General features: G+C 56.0%; 18 protein-coding genes and 2 pseudogenes. 15 read left to right on the plus strand and 5 right to left on the minus strand.

Annotated elements, in window-relative coordinates; translation table 11 throughout:
• Window positions 1-46: 46 nt before the first annotated feature.
• The 3 genes from ACR0J2_RS16925 (at window position 47) to ACR0J2_RS16935 (ending at window position 3,526) form a co-directional block, all read left to right on the plus strand.
• Window positions 47-1,486, plus strand: coding sequence for an alanine/glycine:cation symporter family protein (locus ACR0J2_RS16925; protein ID WP_480813324.1), 1,440 nt, complete (start codon window positions 47-49; stop codon window positions 1,484-1,486).
• Window positions 1,464-2,423 carry a glutaminase gene (locus ACR0J2_RS16930; RefSeq protein ID WP_480813325.1) on the plus strand — a complete coding sequence of 320 codons (960 nt, stop codon included), beginning with the start codon at window positions 1,464-1,466 and terminating at the stop codon, window positions 2,421-2,423. The genes ACR0J2_RS16925 and ACR0J2_RS16930 overlap by 23 nt, the downstream gene beginning before the upstream one ends.
• Before the next feature lie 266 nt (window positions 2,424-2,689).
• A complete protein-coding gene (locus tag ACR0J2_RS16935) occupies window positions 2,690-3,526 on the plus strand; it encodes an amino acid ABC transporter substrate-binding protein (RefSeq protein WP_480813326.1) in 837 nt (278 codons plus the stop codon).
• A gap of 140 nt (window positions 3,527-3,666) precedes the next feature.
• On the opposite strand, the pseudogene ACR0J2_RS16940 reads toward ACR0J2_RS16935, so the two are convergent.
• A pseudogene (locus ACR0J2_RS16940) lies at window positions 3,667-3,853 on the minus strand (IS3 family transposase); the annotation flags it as partial.
• A gap of 300 nt (window positions 3,854-4,153) precedes the next feature.
• On the minus strand, window positions 4,154-5,089 hold the full coding sequence (gene gcvA / locus ACR0J2_RS16945) for a transcriptional regulator GcvA (protein WP_170612474.1): 936 nt from the start codon (window positions 5,087-5,089) through the stop codon (window positions 4,154-4,156).
• A 141-nt stretch (window positions 5,090-5,230) separates the two neighbouring features.
• On the opposite strand from gcvA, the gene ACR0J2_RS16950 reads away from it, so the two are divergent.
• From ACR0J2_RS16950 to ACR0J2_RS16965, 4 genes are all read left to right on the plus strand, one after another.
• Window positions 5,231-5,872 (plus strand): pyridoxamine 5'-phosphate oxidase family protein, encoded by a 642-nt coding sequence (locus ACR0J2_RS16950; protein WP_480813327.1) that lies wholly within the window; start codon window positions 5,231-5,233, stop codon window positions 5,870-5,872.
• Window positions 5,873-5,885: 13 nt separating this feature from the next.
• On the plus strand, window positions 5,886-6,848 hold the full coding sequence (locus ACR0J2_RS16955) for an alpha/beta hydrolase (protein ID WP_170612478.1): 963 nt from the start codon (window positions 5,886-5,888) through the stop codon (window positions 6,846-6,848).
• A gap of 116 nt (window positions 6,849-6,964) precedes the next feature.
• The gene (locus ACR0J2_RS16960; RefSeq protein WP_170807215.1) at window positions 6,965-7,804 is read left to right on the plus strand and encodes a PhzF family phenazine biosynthesis protein; all 840 of its coding nucleotides are present in this window, start codon (window positions 6,965-6,967) and stop codon (window positions 7,802-7,804) included.
• A 252-nt stretch (window positions 7,805-8,056) separates the two neighbouring features.
• Entirely contained in the window at window positions 8,057-8,833 is a 777-nt protein-coding gene (locus tag ACR0J2_RS16965) for an alpha/beta hydrolase (RefSeq protein ID WP_480813328.1), read from the plus strand.
• 178 nt (window positions 8,834-9,011) lie between these two features.
• On the opposite strand, the gene ACR0J2_RS16970 is transcribed toward ACR0J2_RS16965, so the two are convergent.
• The 3 genes and pseudogenes from ACR0J2_RS16970 to ACR0J2_RS16980 form a co-directional block, all read right to left on the minus strand.
• Window positions 9,012-9,587, minus strand: coding sequence for a lipid-binding SYLF domain-containing protein (locus ACR0J2_RS16970; RefSeq protein WP_170612484.1), 576 nt, complete (start codon window positions 9,585-9,587; stop codon window positions 9,012-9,014).
• A gap of 443 nt (window positions 9,588-10,030) precedes the next feature.
• Window positions 10,031-11,305, minus strand: a complete 1,275-nt coding sequence (locus tag ACR0J2_RS16975; protein ID WP_480813329.1) for a TAXI family TRAP transporter solute-binding subunit — start codon at window positions 11,303-11,305, stop codon at window positions 10,031-10,033.
• Window positions 11,306-11,423: 118 nt separating this feature from the next.
• Window positions 11,424-11,958 (minus strand): annotated as a pseudogene (locus ACR0J2_RS16980) (transposase); the annotation flags it as partial.
• Between the two features lie 281 nt (window positions 11,959-12,239).
• Here ACR0J2_RS16980 and ACR0J2_RS16985 point away from each other — a divergent pair.
• The 8 genes from ACR0J2_RS16985 (at window position 12,240) to ACR0J2_RS17020 (ending at window position 21,936) form a co-directional block, all read left to right on the plus strand.
• Entirely contained in the window at window positions 12,240-13,256 is a 1,017-nt protein-coding gene (locus ACR0J2_RS16985; RefSeq protein WP_170612488.1) for a substrate-binding domain-containing protein, read from the plus strand.
• Window positions 13,257-13,354: 98 nt separating this feature from the next.
• Window positions 13,355-14,869, plus strand: a complete 1,515-nt coding sequence (locus tag ACR0J2_RS16990; RefSeq protein WP_480813330.1) for a sugar ABC transporter ATP-binding protein — start codon at window positions 13,355-13,357, stop codon at window positions 14,867-14,869.
• Between the two features lie 14 nt (window positions 14,870-14,883).
• Entirely contained in the window at window positions 14,884-15,879 is a 996-nt protein-coding gene (locus tag ACR0J2_RS16995) for an ABC transporter permease (RefSeq protein ID WP_170612492.1), read from the plus strand.
• Window positions 15,879-16,859 carry a sugar-binding transcriptional regulator gene (locus ACR0J2_RS17000; RefSeq protein WP_480527158.1) on the plus strand — a complete coding sequence of 327 codons (981 nt, stop codon included), beginning with the start codon at window positions 15,879-15,881 and terminating at the stop codon, window positions 16,857-16,859. Before ACR0J2_RS16995 ends, ACR0J2_RS17000 begins: the two co-directional genes overlap by 1 nt.
• Entirely contained in the window at window positions 16,849-17,844 is a 996-nt protein-coding gene (locus ACR0J2_RS17005; protein WP_170825285.1) for an aldo/keto reductase, read from the plus strand. The genes ACR0J2_RS17000 and ACR0J2_RS17005 overlap by 11 nt, the downstream gene beginning before the upstream one ends.
• Window positions 17,845-17,877: 33 nt before the next feature.
• The gene (locus ACR0J2_RS17010) at window positions 17,878-19,599 is read left to right on the plus strand and encodes a glycerol-3-phosphate dehydrogenase/oxidase (RefSeq protein WP_480813331.1); all 1,722 of its coding nucleotides are present in this window, start codon (window positions 17,878-17,880) and stop codon (window positions 19,597-19,599) included.
• Window positions 19,590-20,432, plus strand: coding sequence for a class I fructose-bisphosphate aldolase (locus ACR0J2_RS17015; protein ID WP_480813332.1), 843 nt, complete (start codon window positions 19,590-19,592; stop codon window positions 20,430-20,432). Before ACR0J2_RS17010 ends, ACR0J2_RS17015 begins: the two co-directional genes overlap by 10 nt.
• Complete coding sequence (locus ACR0J2_RS17020; RefSeq protein ID WP_480813333.1) at window positions 20,425-21,936, plus strand: FGGY-family carbohydrate kinase; 1,512 nt, start codon at window positions 20,425-20,427, stop codon at window positions 21,934-21,936. The genes ACR0J2_RS17015 and ACR0J2_RS17020 overlap by 8 nt, the downstream gene beginning before the upstream one ends.

Consider the following 21,936-nt stretch of genomic DNA (forward strand, 5'->3'; position numbering starts at 1 on the left):
CTATTTTTGCCTTCCGGGAAGTGTTTGAATTCTCAAGAGGCGCACAATGGAAATATTGGTTAACGGCATAAACACGGTTCTTTGGAACTACGTATTGATTTACGGACTTCTTGCGACCGGTATCTTTTTTACAATTCGTCTTGGCGCACTTCAGTTTCTCCATTTTGGGGAAATGGTGCGCGTGCTCACGTCTGCAAAGAGTACAGACAAAAGAGGTATTACTCCTTTTCAAGCCCTGACAGTGAGCCTGGCTTCACGTGTCGGTACTGGTAATCTGGCTGGCGTAGCCGTGGCCCTGACCTTGGGAGGTCCAGGCGCCATCTTTTGGATGTGGATCGTGGCATTGGTTGGAATGGCCACGGCTTATTCTGAAAGTACTTTGGCCCAACTCTATAAAGTCACATCGTCCAACGGAAGGTTCAGGGGAGGCCCCGCGTTCTACATGGCCAACGCCTTGAATGCGCCTTGGGCTGGAGTCATTTTCTCGATCTGCCTGATAGTCAGCTTTGGTTTGGTTTTTGTCGCCGTCCAATCCAACTCGATTGCCGAGGCTTTCGAGGGCGCGTTCGGGTTGAACAAGTTGATCGTTGGCATAGCGCTTGCTGCAGCCGCAGCGGTTGTAATATTCGGTGGAATAAGAACCATCGCAAAGTTTGCAGAGATTGTCGTACCGCTTATGGCGGGTCTCTACCTGTTGCTTGCCTGTGTTGTCGTAGTCCTGAATTTTTCTGAAGTACCCGCTATGTTGTGGTCGATTGTTGCCGGGGCATTTGGCCTTCAGGAAGCTGCCGGAGGCGTGACAGGAGGTGTCATGGCTGCAGCACTTAACGGCATCAAACGGGGGCTTTTCTCAAACGAAGCGGGCATGGGTTCAGCACCAAACATTGCAGCAGTCGCCACACCTGATCCTCACCACCCTTCCAGCCAAGGATTCGTTCAGGCATTTGGGTGTTTCGTGGATACGATTTTGGTCGCAACGGCCACTGCATTGCTAATACTTCTATCAGGCGCAATCGAAATTGATGGGCCTACCGGAATGCGACTTACTCAAGACGCGGCGGCGGTCCATCTTGGCGAAATCGGCCGCCACTTTATCGCGGTTGCTATCGTCTTTTTCGGTTTCACATCCATCCTGGGTAATTACTCATATGCCGAAAACGCGATGACGTTCCTAAAATTGGAAGGGAAGCTGCCAATTTACGTCCTGCGATTGGGCTGTCTCGCAATGGTTGTCTGGGGCGCTGTGCAAGCTGTTGCCACAGTGTTCAATTTCGCGGATGCGGCCATGGGAATAATGGCAACCATCAATTTGGTTGCGATACTGCTGCTGTCCGGCACCGTCTATAAACTGACGGTAGACTATTTCTCGCAACGCCGGCAGAACCTTGAGCCTCGCTTTGTTGCCAGCAAATTTCCCGAGCTTAGTAAAGGCGTAGATCACACTGTCTGGACGGAGGAGATCCATGCCGAAACTCAAAAACACTGACGGCGAAAAGCTTCAGGAAGTCTTGGACGATATTGCAGATCGCATAGCCGGCATGTCTGACAGGGGGAAAGTCGCGCAGTATATTCCAGAACTCGCCACAGTCGATCTGAACCAATTCGGTATTGCCGTTGCACCCGTCAACGGTGCGTTAGTGTCCGCTGGAGATGCTGGCAAACTCTTTTCGATTCAGAGCATCTCAAAAGTGTTCTCGCTTACAGTGGCGCTTCAACGGGTTGGCGCCACTTTGTGGCAAAGAGTGGGCCGGGAACCATCTGGCGATCCATTCAATTCCATCGTTCAGCTAGAACACGAGCGCGGAATCCCAAGGAACCCGTTTATCAACCCCGGTGCGATCGTAGTGGCCGATGTTCTGCTCGAAAACCGCTCTTCTGACGAGGCCATCAACGACCTATTGAAGTTGTGCCGAGAGCTTTCAGAGGACGACTCGATTGAGGTCGATGCGTCAGTTGCGGAATCTGAGATGCGAACTGGATCCAGAAACCGTGCGCTTGCCCATTTTATGCAGGCGGAAGGGAATCTTAAGGCGCCGGTAGAGGATGTTCTGTCTCTGTACTTTCGCCAGTGTAGCATCGCCATGTCTTGTGAACAGCTGGCTTTGGCAGGTCGATTTCTTGCCGCAGCGGGTCAAAATCCGGCCAACGGCTCTGCAGTATTGTCCGCGCAACGAGCAAGAAGAGTTACTGCACTGATGATGATGTGTGGATCATACGATGCATCGGGCGAGTTCGCCTTCCGTGTTGGCCTTCCAGCGAAAAGCGGCGTAGGCGGCGGCATCTTGTGCATTGTACCTGGTATCGCATCTGTAGTCGCCTGGAGCCCCGGGCTCGATCCAAAGGGCAATTCTCATTTGGCAACCATCGCATTTCAAGAGTTGGTCCGCGCGACAGGGTGGTCTATCTTCGGACCAAGTGCGTAACCGGAGTTGGGCGAACTGGATTCAAATGATTTGAGTTTTGCTTCGATGACCGACAAAGTACACTATGGGAGCGAAGCCTGTCTCCCAATTTCCAAGTTCAATTCTGCCACGTTCTTTTCGCAGAGAAATACTGCAAGGTGGTTACACAGTCCTCGCCTAGGAACGAAACACGTCACATTTGTGCTGCTTGGATTTGTAGGTGGCGGTATTGCGTAACTTAGGGCAGGCAAGTTTCAAAACGAGCCCCGGCTAAAGAAGGAAAACCCATGCGCTTGCTTTCAGTACTTATTGTTTCGGTTCTATTCACAACCGGCGCAGTTGCTCAGACAATCGAAAGAATAACAAATAACAACGAAATCCGATTTGGTTTTCGAACAGATGCTGCTCCATTGTCTTACGTGAACGACCAAGGTCGGCCGTTTGGTTTGTCGCCGTTGATTTGCGATCAAGTAGCGCAGGCTGTTGCGAAGAAACTGGATCTAAAGGACTTAAATGTTCGGTTCATTCCGGTCGACTCCAAGGATCGTTTCGACAAAGTTGCCTCCGGAGAGATCGATATACTTTGCGGGGCAGCGACTATCACGCTTTCTCGTCGTGAAATCGTTGATTTCTCAATCCCTACCTTCGTTGATGGTACTTCCATATTGTTACCAATCGAGGCTGAAGGCACCATGAGCGCACTCGCGGGGAAAAAGGTTGGCATGAGAAGCAGCACAACAACTGAAGCGTCCGTACAGAATACATTTGATGCCGCGGGCATCGACGCCAGGATGGTTCGGTTTGCTTCACATCCAGACGGAATCAAGGCGCTCCGAGACGGTAAAATCGACGCGTATTTTGCGGATCAGTCGATATTGCTAGTCAACTATATTGCTGCGGGACTGAAAGGCAAATTCAAGTTATCCCAAGAAATACTGACGATAGAAAAGCAAGGGTTAGCCATCGCGAGGGGCGATGATGACTTTCGACTGATCGTTGATACTATTCTGTCCGAAATGTATGCCCGGGGCACTATGGAAGAGATTTTTCGCACCGCGTTGCCGGGGATCGAGCCCAGCGAAGCTTTAAAAGCTCTGTATATTATTGCGCCTACTAATCCTTGAAACGCATCACGTGGAACATGTTTGTTGCGATTTAATTGGCCATTGCAATGGAGGCCGGTTTGCCCGCGCAGCGGTCATTTAGGAACTACTAACGACCGGCCGATTAGGTTCGAGCGCGACTGGCACGCGAGACACCCTCATCCCTCCCGTGTCCATATGTTCTAAACGATCGACAATGACCTGCCAGCCCGCATCTCTCAGCAGAACAGCAACGCTACGGTAACCGTAGCTGCCGTATTGCCGCGACAGTGCGATCTTGTCAGCTACGAGACGAACTTCGTCTTCCCTTGCACGTGGCTGATACCGTAGTGTCGAACGATGCTGCCCCGGCAGACAAGCCACCATGATACCGACGTCTCCGTTTTCCAGGAGACACTGGGAGTTGCCAATGCGACCCTTTGCGTGTTTTCGCGCTACAGCGTGCACGTCGATGTGTTAGAGGCGGTTAGCCTTGGTTAATCTGGTGTTAAGTAAGTCTCGTTCTTACCATTGGTTAGCATTTGACCAAAGGCGACTAAGCTGAATTGCGCAGTAGTGGTTAGGAACGGCGGAAGACTGACATTTGCCGCGTTCTCGCAATACTGCCCTCGTCGCCTGCATCCCAGCCATTCGCAACAAAAGGAAGCTCTAAGATCTGCTCGAACTCACGCTTTCCATTTCGGGGTCTTTGAGCTCTCGCAACATCCAATCGCGAAGCGCGGCAATATTTGGACGTCGAGAATGCGCCTCTGGATAAACAAGGTGAAATGTGGACCCGAGAGGAATTGCCAGATCAAAAAGTTCAACCACGCGCCCGGCCTGGACATCTTTTGCAGAAAGAAACCGCCAACCCAGAACAACGCCAGCGCCATCGATGGCGGCTTGCAGCCCATGATCCGGAAGGCTGAAATGCATCCCACGCGTGGCGTCCACGTCTTGCGTACCGCTGGTGTCCAGCCAAGTCTGCCAAGTTGGCGCGTTGGGATCAAAGTCCATTGAATGATTGTGCAGCAGAACATGTTTCCTCAGATCAGACGGCGTTCTGATCGCATTTGGCCCTTCCAGCAGGCGCGGGCTGCACATCGGGATCACGGATTCATCAAAAAGCTTGATGGCTTCAAGACCGGGCCATTCTCCATGCCCAAGCCGAATGGCGGCGTCAAAATCGTCGCGCTGGAAATCGACAAGACCAAGGCTCGTCGAAATCCGCACGTCGATATCAGGATGCTGAGAATAGAATTTCTGCAGCCTTGGGATCAACCACATGGCGGCAAATGTAGGCGCCACGGTCAACGCCAACGAGCCCCCCTTGTCCGCTTCTGCCACATGCTCCATCGCCTGATCGAGGTTTGCAAACACTGTTTGCAGCTCCTTGGCCAAGAGCTGCCCCGCCTCGACAAGGACCAGGCCTCGCGCTCGCCGTCGAAAAAGAGAAACACCGAGAAACCCTTCCAATTTCTTAATCTGGTGACTGATCGCGGCCGGCGTCACTGACAACTCTTCGGCTGCTGCGACAAAACTGAGATGGCGTGCGGCGGCTTCAAAGGCGCGAAGCGCGTTGAGGGGATAGTTTTTCCGGATCATATCTTTGGCTAAGTTTTTCTAATCCTGCGATAGATATAGTCGTTTGTCAAACCGCCCAGGGGCGCACAAATTTGACACTACAAACGGCCCACTCGGGCGGACCACTTAAAAAAACTAACTAACGTCCGAAAGGAAAACGCTATGGCACGAGCCTTCGCGACCATCGCCTTTACGCCCGCTGTCCGCTTTCAGCAGTCGCGAATGGGTTCGGCGGAGACATACAGCAAATTCTTGGCCAACGACGTGACATACCCCGATGAACTCGGCCCCCAAGAGGTCCGCTTCATCGCCGAACGAGACGGGTTTTATCAGGCTTCGGTGTCCCAAACTGGGTGGCCATACGTCCAATTCCGCGGCGGCCCGACCGGCTTTCTGAAGGTGCTGTCATCACAAACGCTCGGCTACGCCGACTTCCTCGGAAACCGACAGTACATCAGCACCGGGAACCTATCGGGCAACGATCGGTTATCGATGATCCTAGTGGACTACCCCAACCGCCGCCGACTGAAAATCTGGGGACGTGCTCGCCTGATTGAAGGCGCCGACAATCCCGAAGTTCTGGGTCAGTTTCACGACCAATCCTATCCGGCGCGTCCCGAGCGCGCAGTCCTTATCACCGTTGAGGCCTTCGACTGGAATTGCCCCAGCCACATACCGCGTCGCCTCACCGTTGATGAGGCACATGAAGAGATTGCGGCGTTGCGCCGTGAAAACGAGGCCCTGAGGGCCGAATCCATTGCCATGCGTGCCTTCAAAGCGCCCGGCTCTCCAACCAAACCCTGAAAGGAACTGATCAATGACAAAACGGTTGCACCCTCCCGCACTTGCGGCGCTTCTTGCTGCTACAACACTTTTGCCAGCGGCCCTGCCCAACAATGCTATCGCGGCTGAAAGCCCATTTGCCGTCAACATGAAGTCGATGGATATCGACGGGCACACCATTGCATATCGCGAGGCCGGTGACCCCTCGAACCCTACAGTCCTGCTTCTTCACGGCTTTCCCACTTCATCGCACATGTTCCGCGAACTGATCCCGATCTTGGCTGAAGAGTACCACGTGGTTGCTCCAGACTATCTTGGCTTCGGTGCATCGGACATGCCTTCCGCCGAAAGTTATGACTATAGCTTTGCCAATGCAGCAAACACAGTCACGCGTCTGATCGACGCAAAAGGGGTCGATAGCTACGCCGTCTATCTGATGGATTACGGCGCGCCCATCGGCTACCGGATGTTTGCCGAACACCCCGAACGTGTTACCGGCTTTATCATTCAGAACGGCAATGCTTACGAAGAGGGATTGCGCGAGTTCTGGGACCCAATCAAGACATATTGGGCCGACCCAAGCGCCGAGAACGGCGATGCATTGCGCGGCTTCCTGACCCTTGACGCTACCAAATGGCAATTTACCCACGGTGTTGGCGACGTCTCGACGGTAAATCCCGACAACTTCTGGCACGTCCAGTATCTGCTTGACCGCCCGGGAAACCAAGAAATCCAGCTTGAGATGTTCTTGGACTACGGCGCCAACGTCGCGGAATACCCAAAGTGGCAGGCCCTGTTCAGAGAGCATCAGCCTCCGGCGCTGATTGTGTGGGGAAAGAACGACCACATCTTCCCGGCTGACGGTGCCCACCCCTACAAGGCTGATCTAGATGACGTGGAGTTCCATCTGCTTGATACAGGGCACTTCGCTCTCGAGGAATATGGCGATGTCATTGCCGTCGAGATGCAAGATTTCCTCGCACGCATCAATGAATGACCGTAACCGGCCCTGGCGTGTCACTACGCCGGGGTTTCAATGCGCACGAGCAGAATTGGCTTCGCGGCTCCTGGCTGACTGTTCCAAGGCTGCAACGGCAGAAAAGGACCAAGATCATGAAAGATAAAACGAACCAGCATGTTTTCCGTGTTGCCGCCTTCTCCGATGGCTCCGAAGGTGGCAATCCCGCGGGTGTCGTGGTCGGAGAATCGCTTCCCTCCGAGTCCGAGATGCAACGTCTTGCAAAGGAAATCGGTTATTCTGAAACTGTATTTGCCGCACCTCAGAATGACGGTTGGCGGGTGCGGTTCTTCTCCCCGGAAGAAGAGGTGGCTTTTTGCGGGCATGCCACGATTGCACTGGGTAGCGTGCTGGCCGAGCACAATGGGCAGGGCTTGATACAGCTCAACATGAACGCGGGCCGCATAACCGTCGAAACAAATGCTGACGGAAGCACCACTCTGACATCGCCCGCCACCCGTAGCGCCGCGGCGGATCCGACCCTAGTGAAGGCTGCGCTTTCTCTATTTGATCTCAAAGAGACTGATCTTGACCCCGCCCTTCCTTCCGCGCTCGCCAACGCGGGAAACAACCATTTGCTAATTGCGCTTCGAGACAGGCGCACGCTTGCAAAGATGTCTTATGATTTGGCCGAGGGGGCGCGGTTGATGCGGCAGTATGATCTGACCACGATCAACCTTATTTGGTCGGAAACGCCGCGCCGTTTTCACAGCCGCAATGCATTCGCAATCGGTGGCGTGTTCGAAGATCCTGCGACAGGGGCCGCTGCCGCTGCGCTGTCGGGGTACCTTCGGGATATCGGCTGGCCTCATGACGGCGAGATCGAAATCGTTCAGGGCGAGGACATGGGAGCAAGGTCATTGCTTCATTCAATAATAAGCGCCACGCCGGGTGAAGGAATTCGAGTCTCGGGGAGGACCCGGTTCTTGAAATGATAGCACAGCCCATGCCTTCAGGCCTCCCAGGGCGCTACCCTCAAACATCGCGGGCTTCCCGAAACAGCCGCCCAAGCTGATGACAAAACGGCTTTGTCCGCAGAGCGGTTGTTCGGTTAAACTTGCCCTGGGTCCGCCTTGTAGACGTAGAGGATCAAGGCACCTTGCCGCCAAATTAGATCTGGCAAAATCTAAATGGGCCATCCGACGGCATCGTGTCCGTCTTCCAAAAGTCATCCGTGGAGATTTTGAATGCCGAAAAAAGCCAGGCCTCCGGTACTACTATTGACAGGTACAAACGCGGCCGCGTGGACGATGGAGAATGTTCGTGCGTCCTATGAGGCATCGGGATATGCCTGCCACAGCATGACCTACCGCTATCATGACCTTCCAACCGGTCCAGAGCGCGATAACAAACTGGTCGGGTTGAGTATCGCGAATTACGTAGATGACGCGAGGCAGTTCATCAAAGAAATCGGCGAGGCTCCGGTTGTCGTAGGCCACTCCCTTGGCGGCGTCGTTGCACAACTGTTGGCGGCTGAACGCGCGGTGAAAGCTGGCGTTCTTCTCAACAGCAGCGTGATGAACGGTGTTTTGGCAACGACTGACGGAGAACGTGATCTGGGAAAACTTTTCATTTCGTCCGGTGCTTTCTGGGAACACGCGCTTGGACAGGACTTAGATCTTCTTTCAAAATACGGGCTGAATACACTGTCGGACGATCTACAGCGCGACATTCACGCACGTCTTGGCACCGAGTCCGGTCGCGTGCTGTTTGAACTTGTCTTCTGGATGTTCGATGCGCGCCAGACGACCCTGATCGATCCTGAAAAGGTAACCTGTCCTTTGCTTTTTGTTTCGGGAACGGAAGACAAGGCAGTTGCAACAAGCACGGCAAGGAACATGGCTTCCCTATATGAAACTGCAGATTTTCTAGTCGCAGAGGGGGCTTGTCACTACCTACAGTTCGACGAAACATGGCCCCAGACGGCCCGGAAGACGCTGGAATGGCTTGAACGGGCTGTCTGAAGACACTGCCGTGGACGAGAAATGTCGCAGCCGTCAAGTGTGGCTCTGAGAAAGCCCCTGATGTTCTTGCGAAGAATCGAACCCGACCTCCCAGTTTTTGAATGCTCGGCACCAACAAGTTTTCGCGGAACTCAGATCGATTTTGGGTTCCGCGAAACTTCGTTTGTTACGTTCCGAATTACTGTTCGATTTCGATTTTTTTGAAACGAGACCCTTTCCAGCTCACATCGGCCATCAAACCCTTTTGGCCAAAAATGAAGGATACAATATCGCTTTTGAGGTTAGTGGTATCCAAGTCGCCTCCAGCGCCGACTTTGGCGACGGCCACTGATGCATCCACACCCAATTCCCACTCGCGGTCATTGCTGGTGAACTTTGCCAACGCGTCGTCTGTATTCAGCGCCAAAATCATGGAATGAGACTGTATTCCGGCGATGAACCCTCCCTTTACGCCGAAGGTGTTGTAGTACAGCTTTTCATTGGCTCCGGTGACCAGCACACATCGACCGCCTTCGGCGCCAAAACCAAGGCCGGCTTTGGTGATGCTCGGACAAACCAAAACACCCTTGGCACTCGCCAGCACCTCGTCGGCACCTTTTGCATCGGCTTTGAACTGGGCTAAAGTTGCGTCTGCTTCAGCGTCGAGCTTTGCAGCGTCTTCTGCCGTGAATTTAGCGGATGCCGTATTCGCAAAGGCAAAGACAAACAAAAAGCTGGCAAAGACGACCATCAAACGATTGTTGAATGCGTACATTTTTTCCTCCCTAAAGGTCAGGAACCGAGAAATCGGTTTGCGCGTGCAAACTGCACAGAAGTATTAATACCAGACCCCAAATGAGTCACCTAGACAGATACTCAATACATGCGTTCCTCAGAATTCCTCCACGTCTATTGGGTTTGGATTGAGTTCAACGCGGTCGTCTGAGCGCTTCTGTCTGATGCCCAAGAAGCGGCTGAAACCGGACGCTCAATTCCAGTCAGCACTGCGGAAACCTCTGCCTTGACGTCCCACTGACCGCTATACGGAAACCGGACATAGGTTTGAACAGGTCCTACATCCGAATTGCGGGCGAACCGGCTTTTGTTCGAGGCGCGTTAGACGGTGCAACATAACAACTCAGCCACGAGGTGCTCCCAACCAGCATTTCTGTCTCCAGACCTCGTGGAGCGAAACGAGATGGTTTACTGCGACAAAAACTAGGGCTCTTGGCGCCTATTGGCGCGGTGGCGTTCGATTTCCTGAGCAATAAGCTCGATGTGCAGCCGCGCGTCGTAGGCCTTCTGCCGGTAAGCGAGTGGCAAGTTCAAATTCGCGAGTGTCACAGATACGTCATCGAGTTTCTTCGCTACAGTCTCAATCTCTTCTGCCGTGGCAGCGTCCTCAATTTCTGCTTCCAGCGATGCAATGTGTTGATAATGTCGCCAAACTCTTCGGTTTTGGAACCAGATGTAAAGGGCCGGAACGAGACGCAGCAGCGGCGCAAGGAATAAAATCGGCAAGAGAAAAAGCAACACCCGACCAAACTGGGCCGCAACCCAAAAAGGAAAGATATCGTGTAGAATGTTGGGCCCAGAGTTGATCATGTGCCAAGCGACGTCATTAATTGGGGCCGGAGGCGAATTGGTGTTTGGAAACTCCTTGGCCGCTCGCAGAACGGTTCGGTCTGCGTGGATCTTGTTTGCGCTATGAACAAGCCTGTCGACAACAGCCGGGTGCAGCTCGTTTGTCGCGATCATCGATGCAGTCAAAGTCAGTATTTTGACATCATGCGCGGGTCGCGGCGGGGCCAAAGAGGTTGACCCGGCTGGAACAACAACGGAATGGCCGCTGACAAATCTGAAAGACAGGGCGTCGATCAAGGCCATTTGGATCAGATCCAGCTTGGGGTCGACTATGGCCTCTGTCAGGTATGGCGCATCCAGAGGCGACACAAACAAGGCTGCATCTGCCTCGCCAGCACGCAACGCGTCTATGGCCTCGAATCCCCCAATTTCCTGCAATTCGATGCCCGAGTCCTGAAGGCCGGCGGCTTCTATGAGTGCCAGTGCTGCGGCACGTGTGCCTGATCCGACTTGTCCAGCAGCCAAACGAATCCCGCGCCAATCTCCGGGATATCGGCCAACTTGCGCGGCGGAACGTCTGAAAATCACCAGCGGTTCAGGGAAGAGAGCCCCGAGTGACTCTAGATTCTCTCCTCTGGGAAGAGGAATGCCGCCCTGCACAAAGGCAACGTCCACATCTCCGTCAATGAGCCTTTGAATGTTCTCGACGGAACCAGCAGTTTCCACCAGCTCTAACGATATGTCGTCCCTGGCAAGCTTGGACTGATACTCGAGGCCAATCCGCCAATACCCGCCGTCTTTTGGCCCAGTGGCAAGCCGAATGGTCTCGGGCGGAACAAGGCTACTGATAAGAAGAATAACCAAAACAACAACGAAGACGGGTACAAGTAGGATATAAAACAGTCGCATCGGTCTTCTTTGAAGTTGACGAGATCTCGACGATGATCCGTTTTGTTGCAACTGTTTGTCAATTATTGAGCGCGTGCACCCCGTATCAATCAGGCGCGTGGATCAGGCGTCGGTCATCAAATAGACATTCGACACGATTGTCGTTCACTCCGCTGCCGGCATCTTTCAGCGAAACCGCAATCCGGCGACAACCTTGGCAGTCTTATTGTCGGGTGAGTTCGATTATGTCGGCAGCCAGCCGGTCTTAAACGGCACGGCCTCTTGGAACCGTGCGCTGCGTCGAACGGTTCTTACGCAACCCTCGACAGGCCCACGCTCTGAGTTGTGGAACTGACTTCGCACATGTTCAATGCAGGCACGACGACGCTAAGGGCTTAGTAGTTTCCCCGCTCGGCCTCCGAAAGGTTCAATTTATCCAGCGTCGGATCGGACACTGCTTGGCACAGACGCTCATTTTCCTTCTGAAGGCGCTTTAGTTCCTTCAGTTGGTCAGTTCCCATACCGCCAAATTACTTCCGCCAGCGATAGTCCTTCTGCTTGGTTATTTGCACTTGGCGAATGGCATCTACACGTCGCATCCCTTGACCGCATAGCACCTCAACCTGCCGTAGTTTCCGGACGATCTCTTCCGGTATGTGCCGCTTGATGCCCATATTTGACCCTCCGTTTCCAACAATACGGGCGGACCGCTTCAGTGGCGGAGGATAACTGCAGTCCGGTACGCTACGTTCCCTTTCAAAGATAGCCATCCAGAGTATGGTGACGAAATAAATTTCAAGGACAAAAATTTTTGTCAAAAATTATTGACGCCACCGGTGCATCACCCTTAGACAGGGAATGTGCAATAAACATCACATATAGAAATTTCTTGCACAGTTGGTGCTGAACGAACAATGCGCCGCAGTCGCAGGAGCATTCTGCAGGGAGGAAACCAATGAACATCAAGAAGGCAAACAGTATTATTGCGTCCGCCGCGTTGGCGGTTGCCGGGGCTTCTGCCGCGCCAGCGCAGGCCGAAAGCATCATGTGCGAACCCGATGAGACATACATCATGAACGTGATGGTCTCGGGTCATCCCTATTGGGTGCCGGTATACCAGGGCTTCAAACAGGCTGCCGAGGCGTTTGGTTGCAAAACCGTGTTCTCAGGCACGCCGGATTACGACATCACCAAGCAGATCGCCTCGTTCGAGCAGGATCTGGTGAAGCAGCCTGCAGGTGTTCTGTTGCACCCGATGCAGTCCGATCCATTTATCGAGCCGATCAATCGCGCTGTCGACAATGGCACCGAGATCGTCACCTTTGCCGCCGACAGCCCAAGCTCAAAGCGCACCGGCTATATCACCTCGGACAACCATGCCGAGGCGAAGTTCGCGGCTGAAGAGATCGTCAAACAAGTAGGTGACAGCGCCGAATACGCGGTTCTCGAGAATCCGGGACAGTCAAACCACGATCTGCGCGTCACGTCGCTGATTGCATACATGGAAGACAATTATCCGAACATGAAACTGGTCGGACGTCAGGCCACGAACCAGGACAGCAATGCGGCCTATCGCGCGACAGCCTCGATCATTCAGGCCAATCCGAATGTGGCGGCGATCTGGATTCCCGAAGCGGGTTCTGCCGAAGGTGCTGTTGCGGCGAAGCTGGAAGCTGGCTCGGACCTTCTGATCATGCACGCGGATGTGACGCCCACCACGTTGGAACACATCCGAGCGGGCAACATCCACATGTCGCTGAACCCAAACCAGGGTGTACAGGGCTTCATGGGCTTTATGGCGGTGCATCTGGCAAACCGGTCGGACATTTTCGATCCGTTCAACGATTGGCGGACCAGCGGTTTCAACCCGGTACAGATACCGTTCGTGGACAATGGCTTTGCAGTCATCACCAAGGACAACGCGGACAGCTTTGACCTGAACGTCTACATGGAAGGTCGTGATCCGGCCTGATCCGAGAGCTCCCCGACGAGCCGCCCGCGCAGTTCCAAATCAGTTCGCGGGCGGTTCAGGACATCAATCAAAAAAGAGACACCCGAACAGGTGGTGCAATGCAAGACGATGTGATCCTTCGGATATCGAACCTCAGCAAGTCCTTTGGCCCGGTCAAGGCGCTGCGCGGGATCGACTTTGAACTCCGCAAAGGAGAAATCCACGCGATTGCAGGGGAAAACGGCGCAGGAAAATCGACACTGATGAACGTGATTGACGGGATTTTGCAACCGGACAGCGGCCAGATCGTTCTCGATGGCAAGCCGGCCAAAATCTCGTCACCCACGATGGCGCAGCAACTGGGTATCGGCTTTGTCCATCAGGAGATCGCTCTGTGCCCGGATGTGTCGGTGGCCGAGAACATCTTCATGGCCAAAACCAATATCAGCCGGTCATGGCTGATGGATTACAAGAAACTGGAGCGTGATGCGGTCGATGTGTTCCGCCAACTCAGCGACATCGATCCTTCGGTTCTGGTTAAAAACCTTTCGATCTCCAACCAGCAACTGGTTGAGATTGCAAAGGCCCTGACGCTGGATTGCCGCATTCTGATCCTTGACGAGCCTACAGCCGCACTCACGGAATCCGAGGCTCGGACCCTGTTCGGGATCATGCGCAATCTGGCGGATCAGGGGATTTCCATCATCTATATCTCGCATCGAATGGTTGAGATCTTTGACAACTGCGACCGGGTTTCGGTGTTCCGGGATGGCCAGCACATCGTCACGCGGAATGTGGCCGACATACAGCCCGGTGACGTCGTGAATGCAATGGTCGGACGGGTGATCGATGACCTGTACCCCAAGAAACAGGGCACCCCGTCAGACGAGGTGATCCTGGACGTGCGCAACCTTACCGAGGCGACGCGGTTCCGCGATATATCGTTCACTCTGAACAAGGGTGAAATCCTGGGCATTGCAGGGCTTATCGGTGCAGGCCGCAGCGAGATCGCAAAGGCAATCTGCAAGCTGGAAGGGGATGCGTCCGGGCAGGTTTGGCTGAATGGCGAAGAACTCAGGTTGCGCAACTATCAGGACAGTATCGCCAAGGGGATGGTGTACCTGTCCGAGGACCGCAAAGGCGATGGGGTTTTCCTTGAATTGCCAATCGCCGCCAACGTCTCGGCCCTGAAGCTTGAACAGGTTGCCAACGGACTTGGCCTGATCCAGCCCGCAGCGGAAACGGGCCAGGCCGAAGCGCTCGGGCGAAAGCTGAACCTGAAATGCGGATCGTTGAGCGACCCGGTGTCCTCGCTTTCGGGCGGAAATCAGCAAAAAGTGGCGCTCGCCAAGATGCTTTCGGTCAACCCGCGTCTGATCTTTCTGGATGAACCGACCCGCGGTGTCGACGTTGGCGCAAAGTCTGAAATCCACCGCATTCTGCGTGACCTCGCGAATGAGGGCGTGGGGATCGTCGTGATTTCTTCGGAACTGCCCGAACTGATTGGTGTCTGCGACCGTGTGCTGGTTGTGCGTGAAGGGCGCATCAGCGGGCAGGTCACAGGCGACGAAATGACGGAAAAAAACATCATGCATCTGGCTTCCATTGCGGAAGTGCAGGCTTCGGTCGCATGAGCGGAGGGACGAATATGGACAACACGGTGAACCTGACCCAAGCGGGAACCGCCGAAAGCATACCGCCGCTGAAACGCCTGTTTCATATGCGCGAAACGGGGTTGATTGTCATCATTCTGGCGTTGTTTTTGATCATGTCCTTCGCCTCACCCTATTTCCTGACCTGGGCCAATATGCGGGCGATGTCGATGGCCTTTGCGGTGGACGGACTGCTGGTGATCGGCATGACAATCCTGCTGATCTCGGGGGGGATCGACCTGTCGGTCGGTTCGGTCACAGCGCTGGCCATGGTGATCGCCGGGTGGCTTTTCCTGAGCGGGGTGAACCCGTGGGTAGCCTCGGCCATGGCGATCGCGCTGTGTACGGCCATCGGGGCCTTCATGGGGTTCTTCGTAACCCGCGTTGGGCTGCATCATTTCATCGTATCGCTGGCGATCATGGTAATTGCGCGGGGGGCTTGCCTGTTGTTCACGGGTGGACGGCCGCTGGGGTTGTATACCCTGCCGCCCGAGTTCAAATTCATCGGACAGGGATCTGTCGGACCGATCCCGATAGTGATCATCATCTTCCTTGTCTTCGTAATCGCCTTTGATTTCATGCTGCGGCGCACGACCATGTTCCGGAAAGTGTTCTATACCGGTTCCAACGAAAAGGCCGCAGCCTATTCGGGCATCCGCACGAAGAAGGTGATCTTTCTGACCACCACGTTGTGTTCAACGCTCTGTGGCGTGGCGGGTATCATCTACATGGCCCGGTTCGGCTCGGCGCAGCCGACGTTCGGGTTGGGGCTGGAACTGACCATCATCGCCGCTGCCGTGATCGGCGGGGCCAGCCTGAATGGCGGCTCGGGGTCGATCCTTGGCGCAATCCTCGGCGTCATCCTGTTGTCGCTGGTGTCCAGTTCGCTGGCGCTGCTGGACGTGTCGGTCTACTGGCAGGACATCATCCGTGGGTCGATCCTGCTGGCAGCGGTCACCATCGACCACTACCTGAACAAGAGGCGCGGGTGATGGTGGACAAGAAGAAAGACTTCGAACTGATCCGGCAGATCCACACCGTTCTGGTCCTGCATTACCTGGAAGGTCAGAAGCAGGCCGATATTGCCCGGACGCTGAACCTGTCGAACTCGAAGGTCAACCGTCTGATCACACAGGGCCGCAATATGGGCATGGTAAAGATTGACATCGAAAGCCCGTTCGAGACGTTGATGGATATCGAACGTGATCTGGCCCGGTCGACCGGTCTGAGCGACGCCATCGTCACCCCGTCGGTCGCCGGCAGCGCCGAGACGACCCTGCAGCAGGTCGGCCGCGCTGCCGCCAATCATCTGGTTGAAACCCTGCGGGATGGGGATGTCATCGCAATCACCGGCGGCAAGGCCGTCAGTGCAACGGTCGAGGCGCTGGAACCCGAGCGTGATTTTGACGTGACCGTTGTACCGCTGACGGGGGGTATTCAGGGCAAGTACTACACCGACGTTAACCATCTGGCGACGCAGATGGCAGACCGGTTGGGCGGCAAAACCATGCTGTTGCACGCACCGCTGTTCGCCGAAAGCCGTGAACAGCGCGACATGCTGGAACAGGTCTCCTCGATCCGCGAGGTACTGGACCTGGCCCGCCGGGCAGATGTCGCTCTGGTCGGGGTCGGATCGATCGAGCCGGAAGGCTCCAGCTATTACGACCTGCACCCTGTGCCCGAGGCGGATCGCAAGATGTTGGTGGGCATGGGCGTGATCGGAGAGCTCCTGGCCCATCTCATCCATATCGACGGGTCTGTGTCGAACTATGCACTGAACTCGCGATTGGTGTCGGTTTCACCATCCGATCTGGCGCAATGCTCGCGCGTGATCGGGGTCAGTGCAGGGGCGCAGAAAGTGCAGCCAATCAAGGCGGTGCTGAACGGAAAGTTTCTCAACTCGCTGATCCTGGACGAAGATACAGCGACCGCAGTCATACAAGAAATGGAAGGAACACGGGATGTCGCATGAGATGCTGACACGGGAAATCGGAACGTCTGGGATCGAAGCATCGGTCATCGGGCTGGGCACATGGGCCATCGGTGGCTGGATGTGGGGCGGCACGGACGAGGCGAAGTCCATTGCGGCAATTCAGGCTTCGGTCGATGCGGGGGTGACGCTGATCGACACGGCCCCCGCTTATGGTCAGGGCGTCGCTGAGGACATTGTTGGCAAGGCGCTTAAGGGTCGGCGCGACAAGGTCGTGCTGGCCACGAAATGCGGGCTGGTCTGGCATACACAAAAGGGCAACCACTTCTTCGACTATGACGGCAAGCCGGTGCATCGCTATCTGGGCAAGGACGCGATCATCCATGAGGTCGAGCAGAGCCTGACCCGCCTGGGCACCGACTACATCGACCACTACATCACCCACTGGCAGGACCCGACCACACCCATTGCCGAGACGATGGAGGCGCTGGAAACCCTGAAACAGCAAGGCAAGATCCGCTCGATCGGGGCCAGCAATACCTCGGTCGACGAGGTACGGGCCTATGTGGCCGCGGGGCAGTTGGACGCCATCCAGGAAGAATACTCGATGGTCAAGCGCGACATCGAAGGCACTTTGCTGCCGGTGTGCCGTGAGAATGGCGTATCCGTGCTCAGCTATTCCTCGCTGGCACTTGGGTTGCTCAGCGGCAAGATCGGTCCGGATCGTGAGTTTACCGGCGATGATCAGCGCAAGGACAACCCGCGCTTTTCCATGGCGAACCGACAGAAAGTGGCGGACCTGATGGCGACCATCGCACCGATTGCCGAAGGACATGACGCGACGCTGGCACAGACTGTCATCGCATGGACGGTACAGCAGCCGGGGATCACCTTCTCACTTTGCGGTGCGCGGGATGCAGCACAGGCAGTCGAGAATGCGAAGGCAGGGCGGCTGCGCCTGACCGAAGCCGAGATCGCCGAGATCGACACCCAAGCCCGCGCGCATCTGAGCGATCTGGACAGCTGAACCATCGAAGCCTTCGCGAAAAACAGGACCATGATGTCAGAACAACGACAACAACACCTGACAAAACTGCGTGAGAACGCCGCGTTTGACGTGGTGGTGATTGGCGGGGGCGTGAACGGGATCGGTGTCTACCGCGATCTTGCCCTGCAGGGGCTTCGGGTGCTGCTGGTCGAACGCAACGACTTTGCCTCGGGCTGTAGTGCCGCGCCATCCCGGATGATCCATGGTGGCCTGCGATATCTGGAAAACGGTGAGTTCGATTTGGTGCGGGAGTCGCTTCAGGAACGCGATGCGCTTTTGGTGAATGCTCCACACATGGTGCGGCCTTTGCCGACGGTGATCCCGATTACCTCGGTCTTTTCCGGAATGTTCAATGCAGCGGCGAGCTTTTTCGGCCGGCATGGCAAACCCTCCAGCCGTGGGGCGGTGCCGATCAAGCTTGGCCTGTCGCTTTATGACTGGGTGACGCGCAAGCGGCGAATTCTGCCCAGGCATCATTTCAACAGCGTTGGTCGCACACGCAAGGACTGGCCCGCGCTCACACCGAAAGCCACACGTTCAGCGGTGTACTACGACGCGCAGATCACCCATCCCGAACGTCTATGCGTTGAAATGATCCGCGACGTTCAGGTGGCGGCCCCGGAATGCGTTGCCCTCAACTACGCGGAGATGGCAACAGATGGCGATGGCTATTCAGTGATCGACAGGCGCAGCGGCGACACCCTGCAACTTGATCCAAGGGTAATCGTAAACGCGACCGGCGCTTGGCTGGACGATACCGTGCAAGTCCTGGGTGGCACCTTGGATGAGCATATGGTCTCGGGCACCAAGGGCTCGCACCTGATCGTCGAAAACCCGGCTCTGTTTCAGGCGCTTGGTGGTCATATGGTCTATTTCGAGAACACGGACGGGCGGGTGTGCATCGTGTTCCCCTATCAGGGCAAAGTGTTGGCCGGATCGACTGACATCCGCGTCGAGAAAGCTGCGCGCGTGCGCTGCGAGCCGGAGGAACTCGACTACATCCTCGGCTCACTTCGGTTGGTTTTTCCCAAGATCAAGGTCACGCCCGACCAGGTGGTGTTCAGCTTTAGCGGCATCCGTCCGTTGCCGCGCAGCGATCACGATTTCACCGGTCGAATATCGCGCGGCCATTTCACGCGACGTTTGGACGGAGATGTTCCCCAGTTCTGCATGGTCGGCGGCAAATGGACCACGTTCCGCGCTTTTGGAGAACAGACCGGGGATGAAGTTCTGGCCGAGTTGGGCAAGCCCCGGCAAACTTCGACTCTGGGGCTCGCCATTGGCGGCGGCGCGCTGTTCCCCGACGATCCGCGTACCTTGGAAAGCCGGCTGGAAGAAGAATTCCACGTTACACCTGATCGCGCACAACACCTGATCGGGCACTACGGCAGTCAAGCGGATGATGTTGCGCTGTTCTGCCAGTTGGTTGACGACACGCCTCTGGCGGAAGGCTGCTCTTACACCAGGGCCGAGATCATCTGGCTGATGCGCACCGAATTTGTCGAAACCCTGTCCGACATTGTCCTGCGCCGGACCGCGCTGGCCATAACAGGCCAGATTTCCGAAATGCTGTTGGACCGGCTGGGTGGCATCTTTGTCGATGAACGTGGTCTCAGCCAACAAGAGATTACCAATCAGATCCAAGCCCTGATCCACGAATTGTCCGAGTTTCACGGCGTGTCCGCCGAGGCTCTGACCGCACGAAACAAGGAACGGAGAACAGAATGCGTGTAAGCACCAAGGCCCGGATGAACCGGATGTTCACGAACGGGGGATGTCTGGATGTGGCGATCGACCACGGCGTTTGCAACGAGCCCAGCTTTATGGTCGGGCTGGAGGATATGGCGGGTGTTATGGACACGCTGATCGGGGCCAGGCCGGACGCGATCCAATGTGCCTACGGGCAGGCCGATCTGCTGCAATCGCGCCCCGAAAAGGACAAGCCCGCGCTGGTGATGCGGATCGACATGGGCAACCCTTACAACGATCAGCGCCACCGGGTGATGTGGTCGATGCTGCAAAACGCAGACGAACCGATCATCGGCGCGCTGGAAATGGACGCCGCCGCCGTCGTTGTGAACCTGTTCATGCTGCCGGATGAGCCTGAACTGTTCCGCCAATGCGTCGAGAATATCAGCAAGGTGCGCGCAGCCTGCCACAAATACGGGATGCCGCTGATGATCGAGCCCCTGGTCATGCTGCCCAACGATGTGCGCGGAGGCTACCAGGTGGATGGCAATGCCGAGAAGATCGTGACACTGGTGCGTCTGGCCTCGGAAATGGGGGCCGACATCATCAAGGCGGACCCAACCGAGAACCCCGAGGATTTCCACCACGTGATCGAGGCCGCCCGCGTGCCGGTTCTGGTGCGTGGTGGTGGCAAGGAAGACCTTAAGAATGTTCTGATGAAGTCGGCGGCGCTGATGGCACAGGGCGCGCAGGGCATGGTCTATGGTCGCAATATCTATCAGCATGACAACCCCAAGGCAGTTGTGGCCGCTCTGATGGCGATGATCCACAATGGCGCAAGCGGTGAAGAAGCGTGGGATATCTATAACAGTGGCTGAGAACGGGTATATTCTGGGGCTGGATGCAGGAAACACGGTCATCAAGGCTGTGCTTTTAGACCTGCGGGGGCGCCCCGTGGCGATGCAGGCGCTGGACGGGCAGTCCTCGACGCCGCGGCCGGGGCATGTCGAGCGTGACCTGAACGAGTTGTGGGCGAATGCCCGGCAGGTGATCGGCGGATGTATCGACAAGGCCGGGATAACCCCTGACCAGATCATCGGCGTTGGCTGTGCCGGGCATGGCAACGGGCTTTACCTGCTGGACAAGGCGGGCGCGCCGTTGATCGGCATCCAATCGCTGGACACGCGTGCCGCATCTCTGGCTCAGGAGCTTTCCGAGGTGGCCGGCGACGCCTTGCACGCGTTGTGCCTGCAAAAGCCGTGGCCGTCACAGACCCCGGTTCTTCTGGCCTGGATCAAACGGCACCGACCCGAGCTTTATGCGCGGACCGGGACGGTAATGCTGTGCAAGGACTTCATCACCTACAAGCTGACCGGTGAAAGGGTCAGCGAGATTTCGGACATGTCAGGTTGCGGCATGACCCGCATGCCGGATTGCACCTATGACGACCGCCTGCTGGAACTTTATGGCCTGAGCGATGCGCGCCAGATGCTTCCGCGCCTGATCGATCCGGCGGATATTGCCGGAACCGTCAGTCAAGAGGCCGCCGTCGCAACGGGTCTGGCCGAGGGCACACCGGTGATCGGAGGCTATTTCGATGTGGTCTCCAGCGCGATGGGTTCGGGGGTCGTGCGCGCCGGAGAGGCTTCGATCATCGCGGGTACCTGGAGCATCAATCAGGTTTTCTCGGATGCGCCAGCGGTCAATGACGACTTGTTCATGGTGTCGGGTTTTGGTCCGAACCGGTTCGTGAATATCGAGGCCAGTGCCACGTCGGCGGCCAATCTGGAATGGTATGTGCGCGAGTTCGTCGAACGCGGGGGTCATCATGACGACCCGTTCGGACACTGCAATGCCAAAGTGGCGGAGGTTGATCCCGCGCCAGACGATCCGTTTTTTCACCCCTTTCTCTACGGCTCGGGACAGGGGGCGTCTTTCCGGGGTGGGTTCTATGGTGTCGCGGGCTGGCATGGCGAAGGCCACATGCTGCGGGCCCTGTTCGAGGGCGTTTTGTTCGAGCATCGCCGCCATATCGAGGTTCTGAAAACCGCAGGCGTCGGATTCGACCAGGCGGTTCTGTCTGGCGGCGGGTCACGCAGCCCGGTCTGGCCGAAGATGTTCGCGGATTGCCTTGGCGTGCCGATCTATGTGGCCGAGGCGCAGGAAACGGGCGCTTTGGGCGCGGCCATCGGAGTAGCGGTGGCGACCGGAACTTATGAAACATACGAAGAAGCGATTGGTCAGATGACCCGCTGCGACTCTGAGTTCCAGCCGAATGCGGCGATGCAGCGCCATTACGACACTCGCTACGCCAAATATCTCGGGTTGATCGAAGCGATGCGCGGGTTCTGGGACGACGCTCAAACGACAGTCGAAAGGTAG

It is taken from the genome of Ruegeria sp. CG4 (assembly GCF_056537185.1).

Coding starts and splice junctions, on each gene's coding strand:
- ACR0J2_RS16930 (WP_480813325.1), top strand. CDS start 1,464: ATGCCGAAACTCAAAAACACTGACGGCGAAAAGCTTCAGGAAGTCTTG.
- ACR0J2_RS16935 (WP_480813326.1), top strand. CDS start 2,690: ATGCGCTTGCTTTCAGTACTTATTGTTTCGGTTCTATTCACAACCGGC.
- ACR0J2_RS16995 (WP_170612492.1), top strand. CDS start 14,884: ATGGACAACACGGTGAACCTGACCCAAGCGGGAACCGCCGAAAGCATA.
- ACR0J2_RS16985 (WP_170612488.1), top strand. CDS start 12,240: ATGAACATCAAGAAGGCAAACAGTATTATTGCGTCCGCCGCGTTGGCG.
- ACR0J2_RS16970 (WP_170612484.1), bottom strand. CDS start 9,587: ATGTACGCATTCAACAATCGTTTGATGGTCGTCTTTGCCAGCTTTTTG.
- ACR0J2_RS17010 (WP_480813331.1), top strand. CDS start 17,878: ATGTCAGAACAACGACAACAACACCTGACAAAACTGCGTGAGAACGCC.
- ACR0J2_RS16965 (WP_480813328.1), top strand. CDS start 8,057: ATGCCGAAAAAAGCCAGGCCTCCGGTACTACTATTGACAGGTACAAAC.
- ACR0J2_RS17000 (WP_480527158.1), top strand. CDS start 15,879: ATGGTGGACAAGAAGAAAGACTTCGAACTGATCCGGCAGATCCACACC.
- ACR0J2_RS16955 (WP_170612478.1), top strand. CDS start 5,886: ATGACAAAACGGTTGCACCCTCCCGCACTTGCGGCGCTTCTTGCTGCT.
- ACR0J2_RS16925 (WP_480813324.1), top strand. CDS start 47: ATGGAAATATTGGTTAACGGCATAAACACGGTTCTTTGGAACTACGTA.
- ACR0J2_RS17015 (WP_480813332.1), top strand. CDS start 19,590: ATGCGTGTAAGCACCAAGGCCCGGATGAACCGGATGTTCACGAACGGG.
- ACR0J2_RS16975 (WP_480813329.1), bottom strand. CDS start 11,305: ATGCGACTGTTTTATATCCTACTTGTACCCGTCTTCGTTGTTGTTTTG.
- gcvA (WP_170612474.1), bottom strand. CDS start 5,089: ATGATCCGGAAAAACTATCCCCTCAACGCGCTTCGCGCCTTTGAAGCC.
- ACR0J2_RS16950 (WP_480813327.1), top strand. CDS start 5,231: ATGGCACGAGCCTTCGCGACCATCGCCTTTACGCCCGCTGTCCGCTTT.
- ACR0J2_RS17005 (WP_170825285.1), top strand. CDS start 16,849: ATGTCGCATGAGATGCTGACACGGGAAATCGGAACGTCTGGGATCGAA.
- ACR0J2_RS16960 (WP_170807215.1), top strand. CDS start 6,965: ATGAAAGATAAAACGAACCAGCATGTTTTCCGTGTTGCCGCCTTCTCC.
- ACR0J2_RS16990 (WP_480813330.1), top strand. CDS start 13,355: ATGCAAGACGATGTGATCCTTCGGATATCGAACCTCAGCAAGTCCTTT.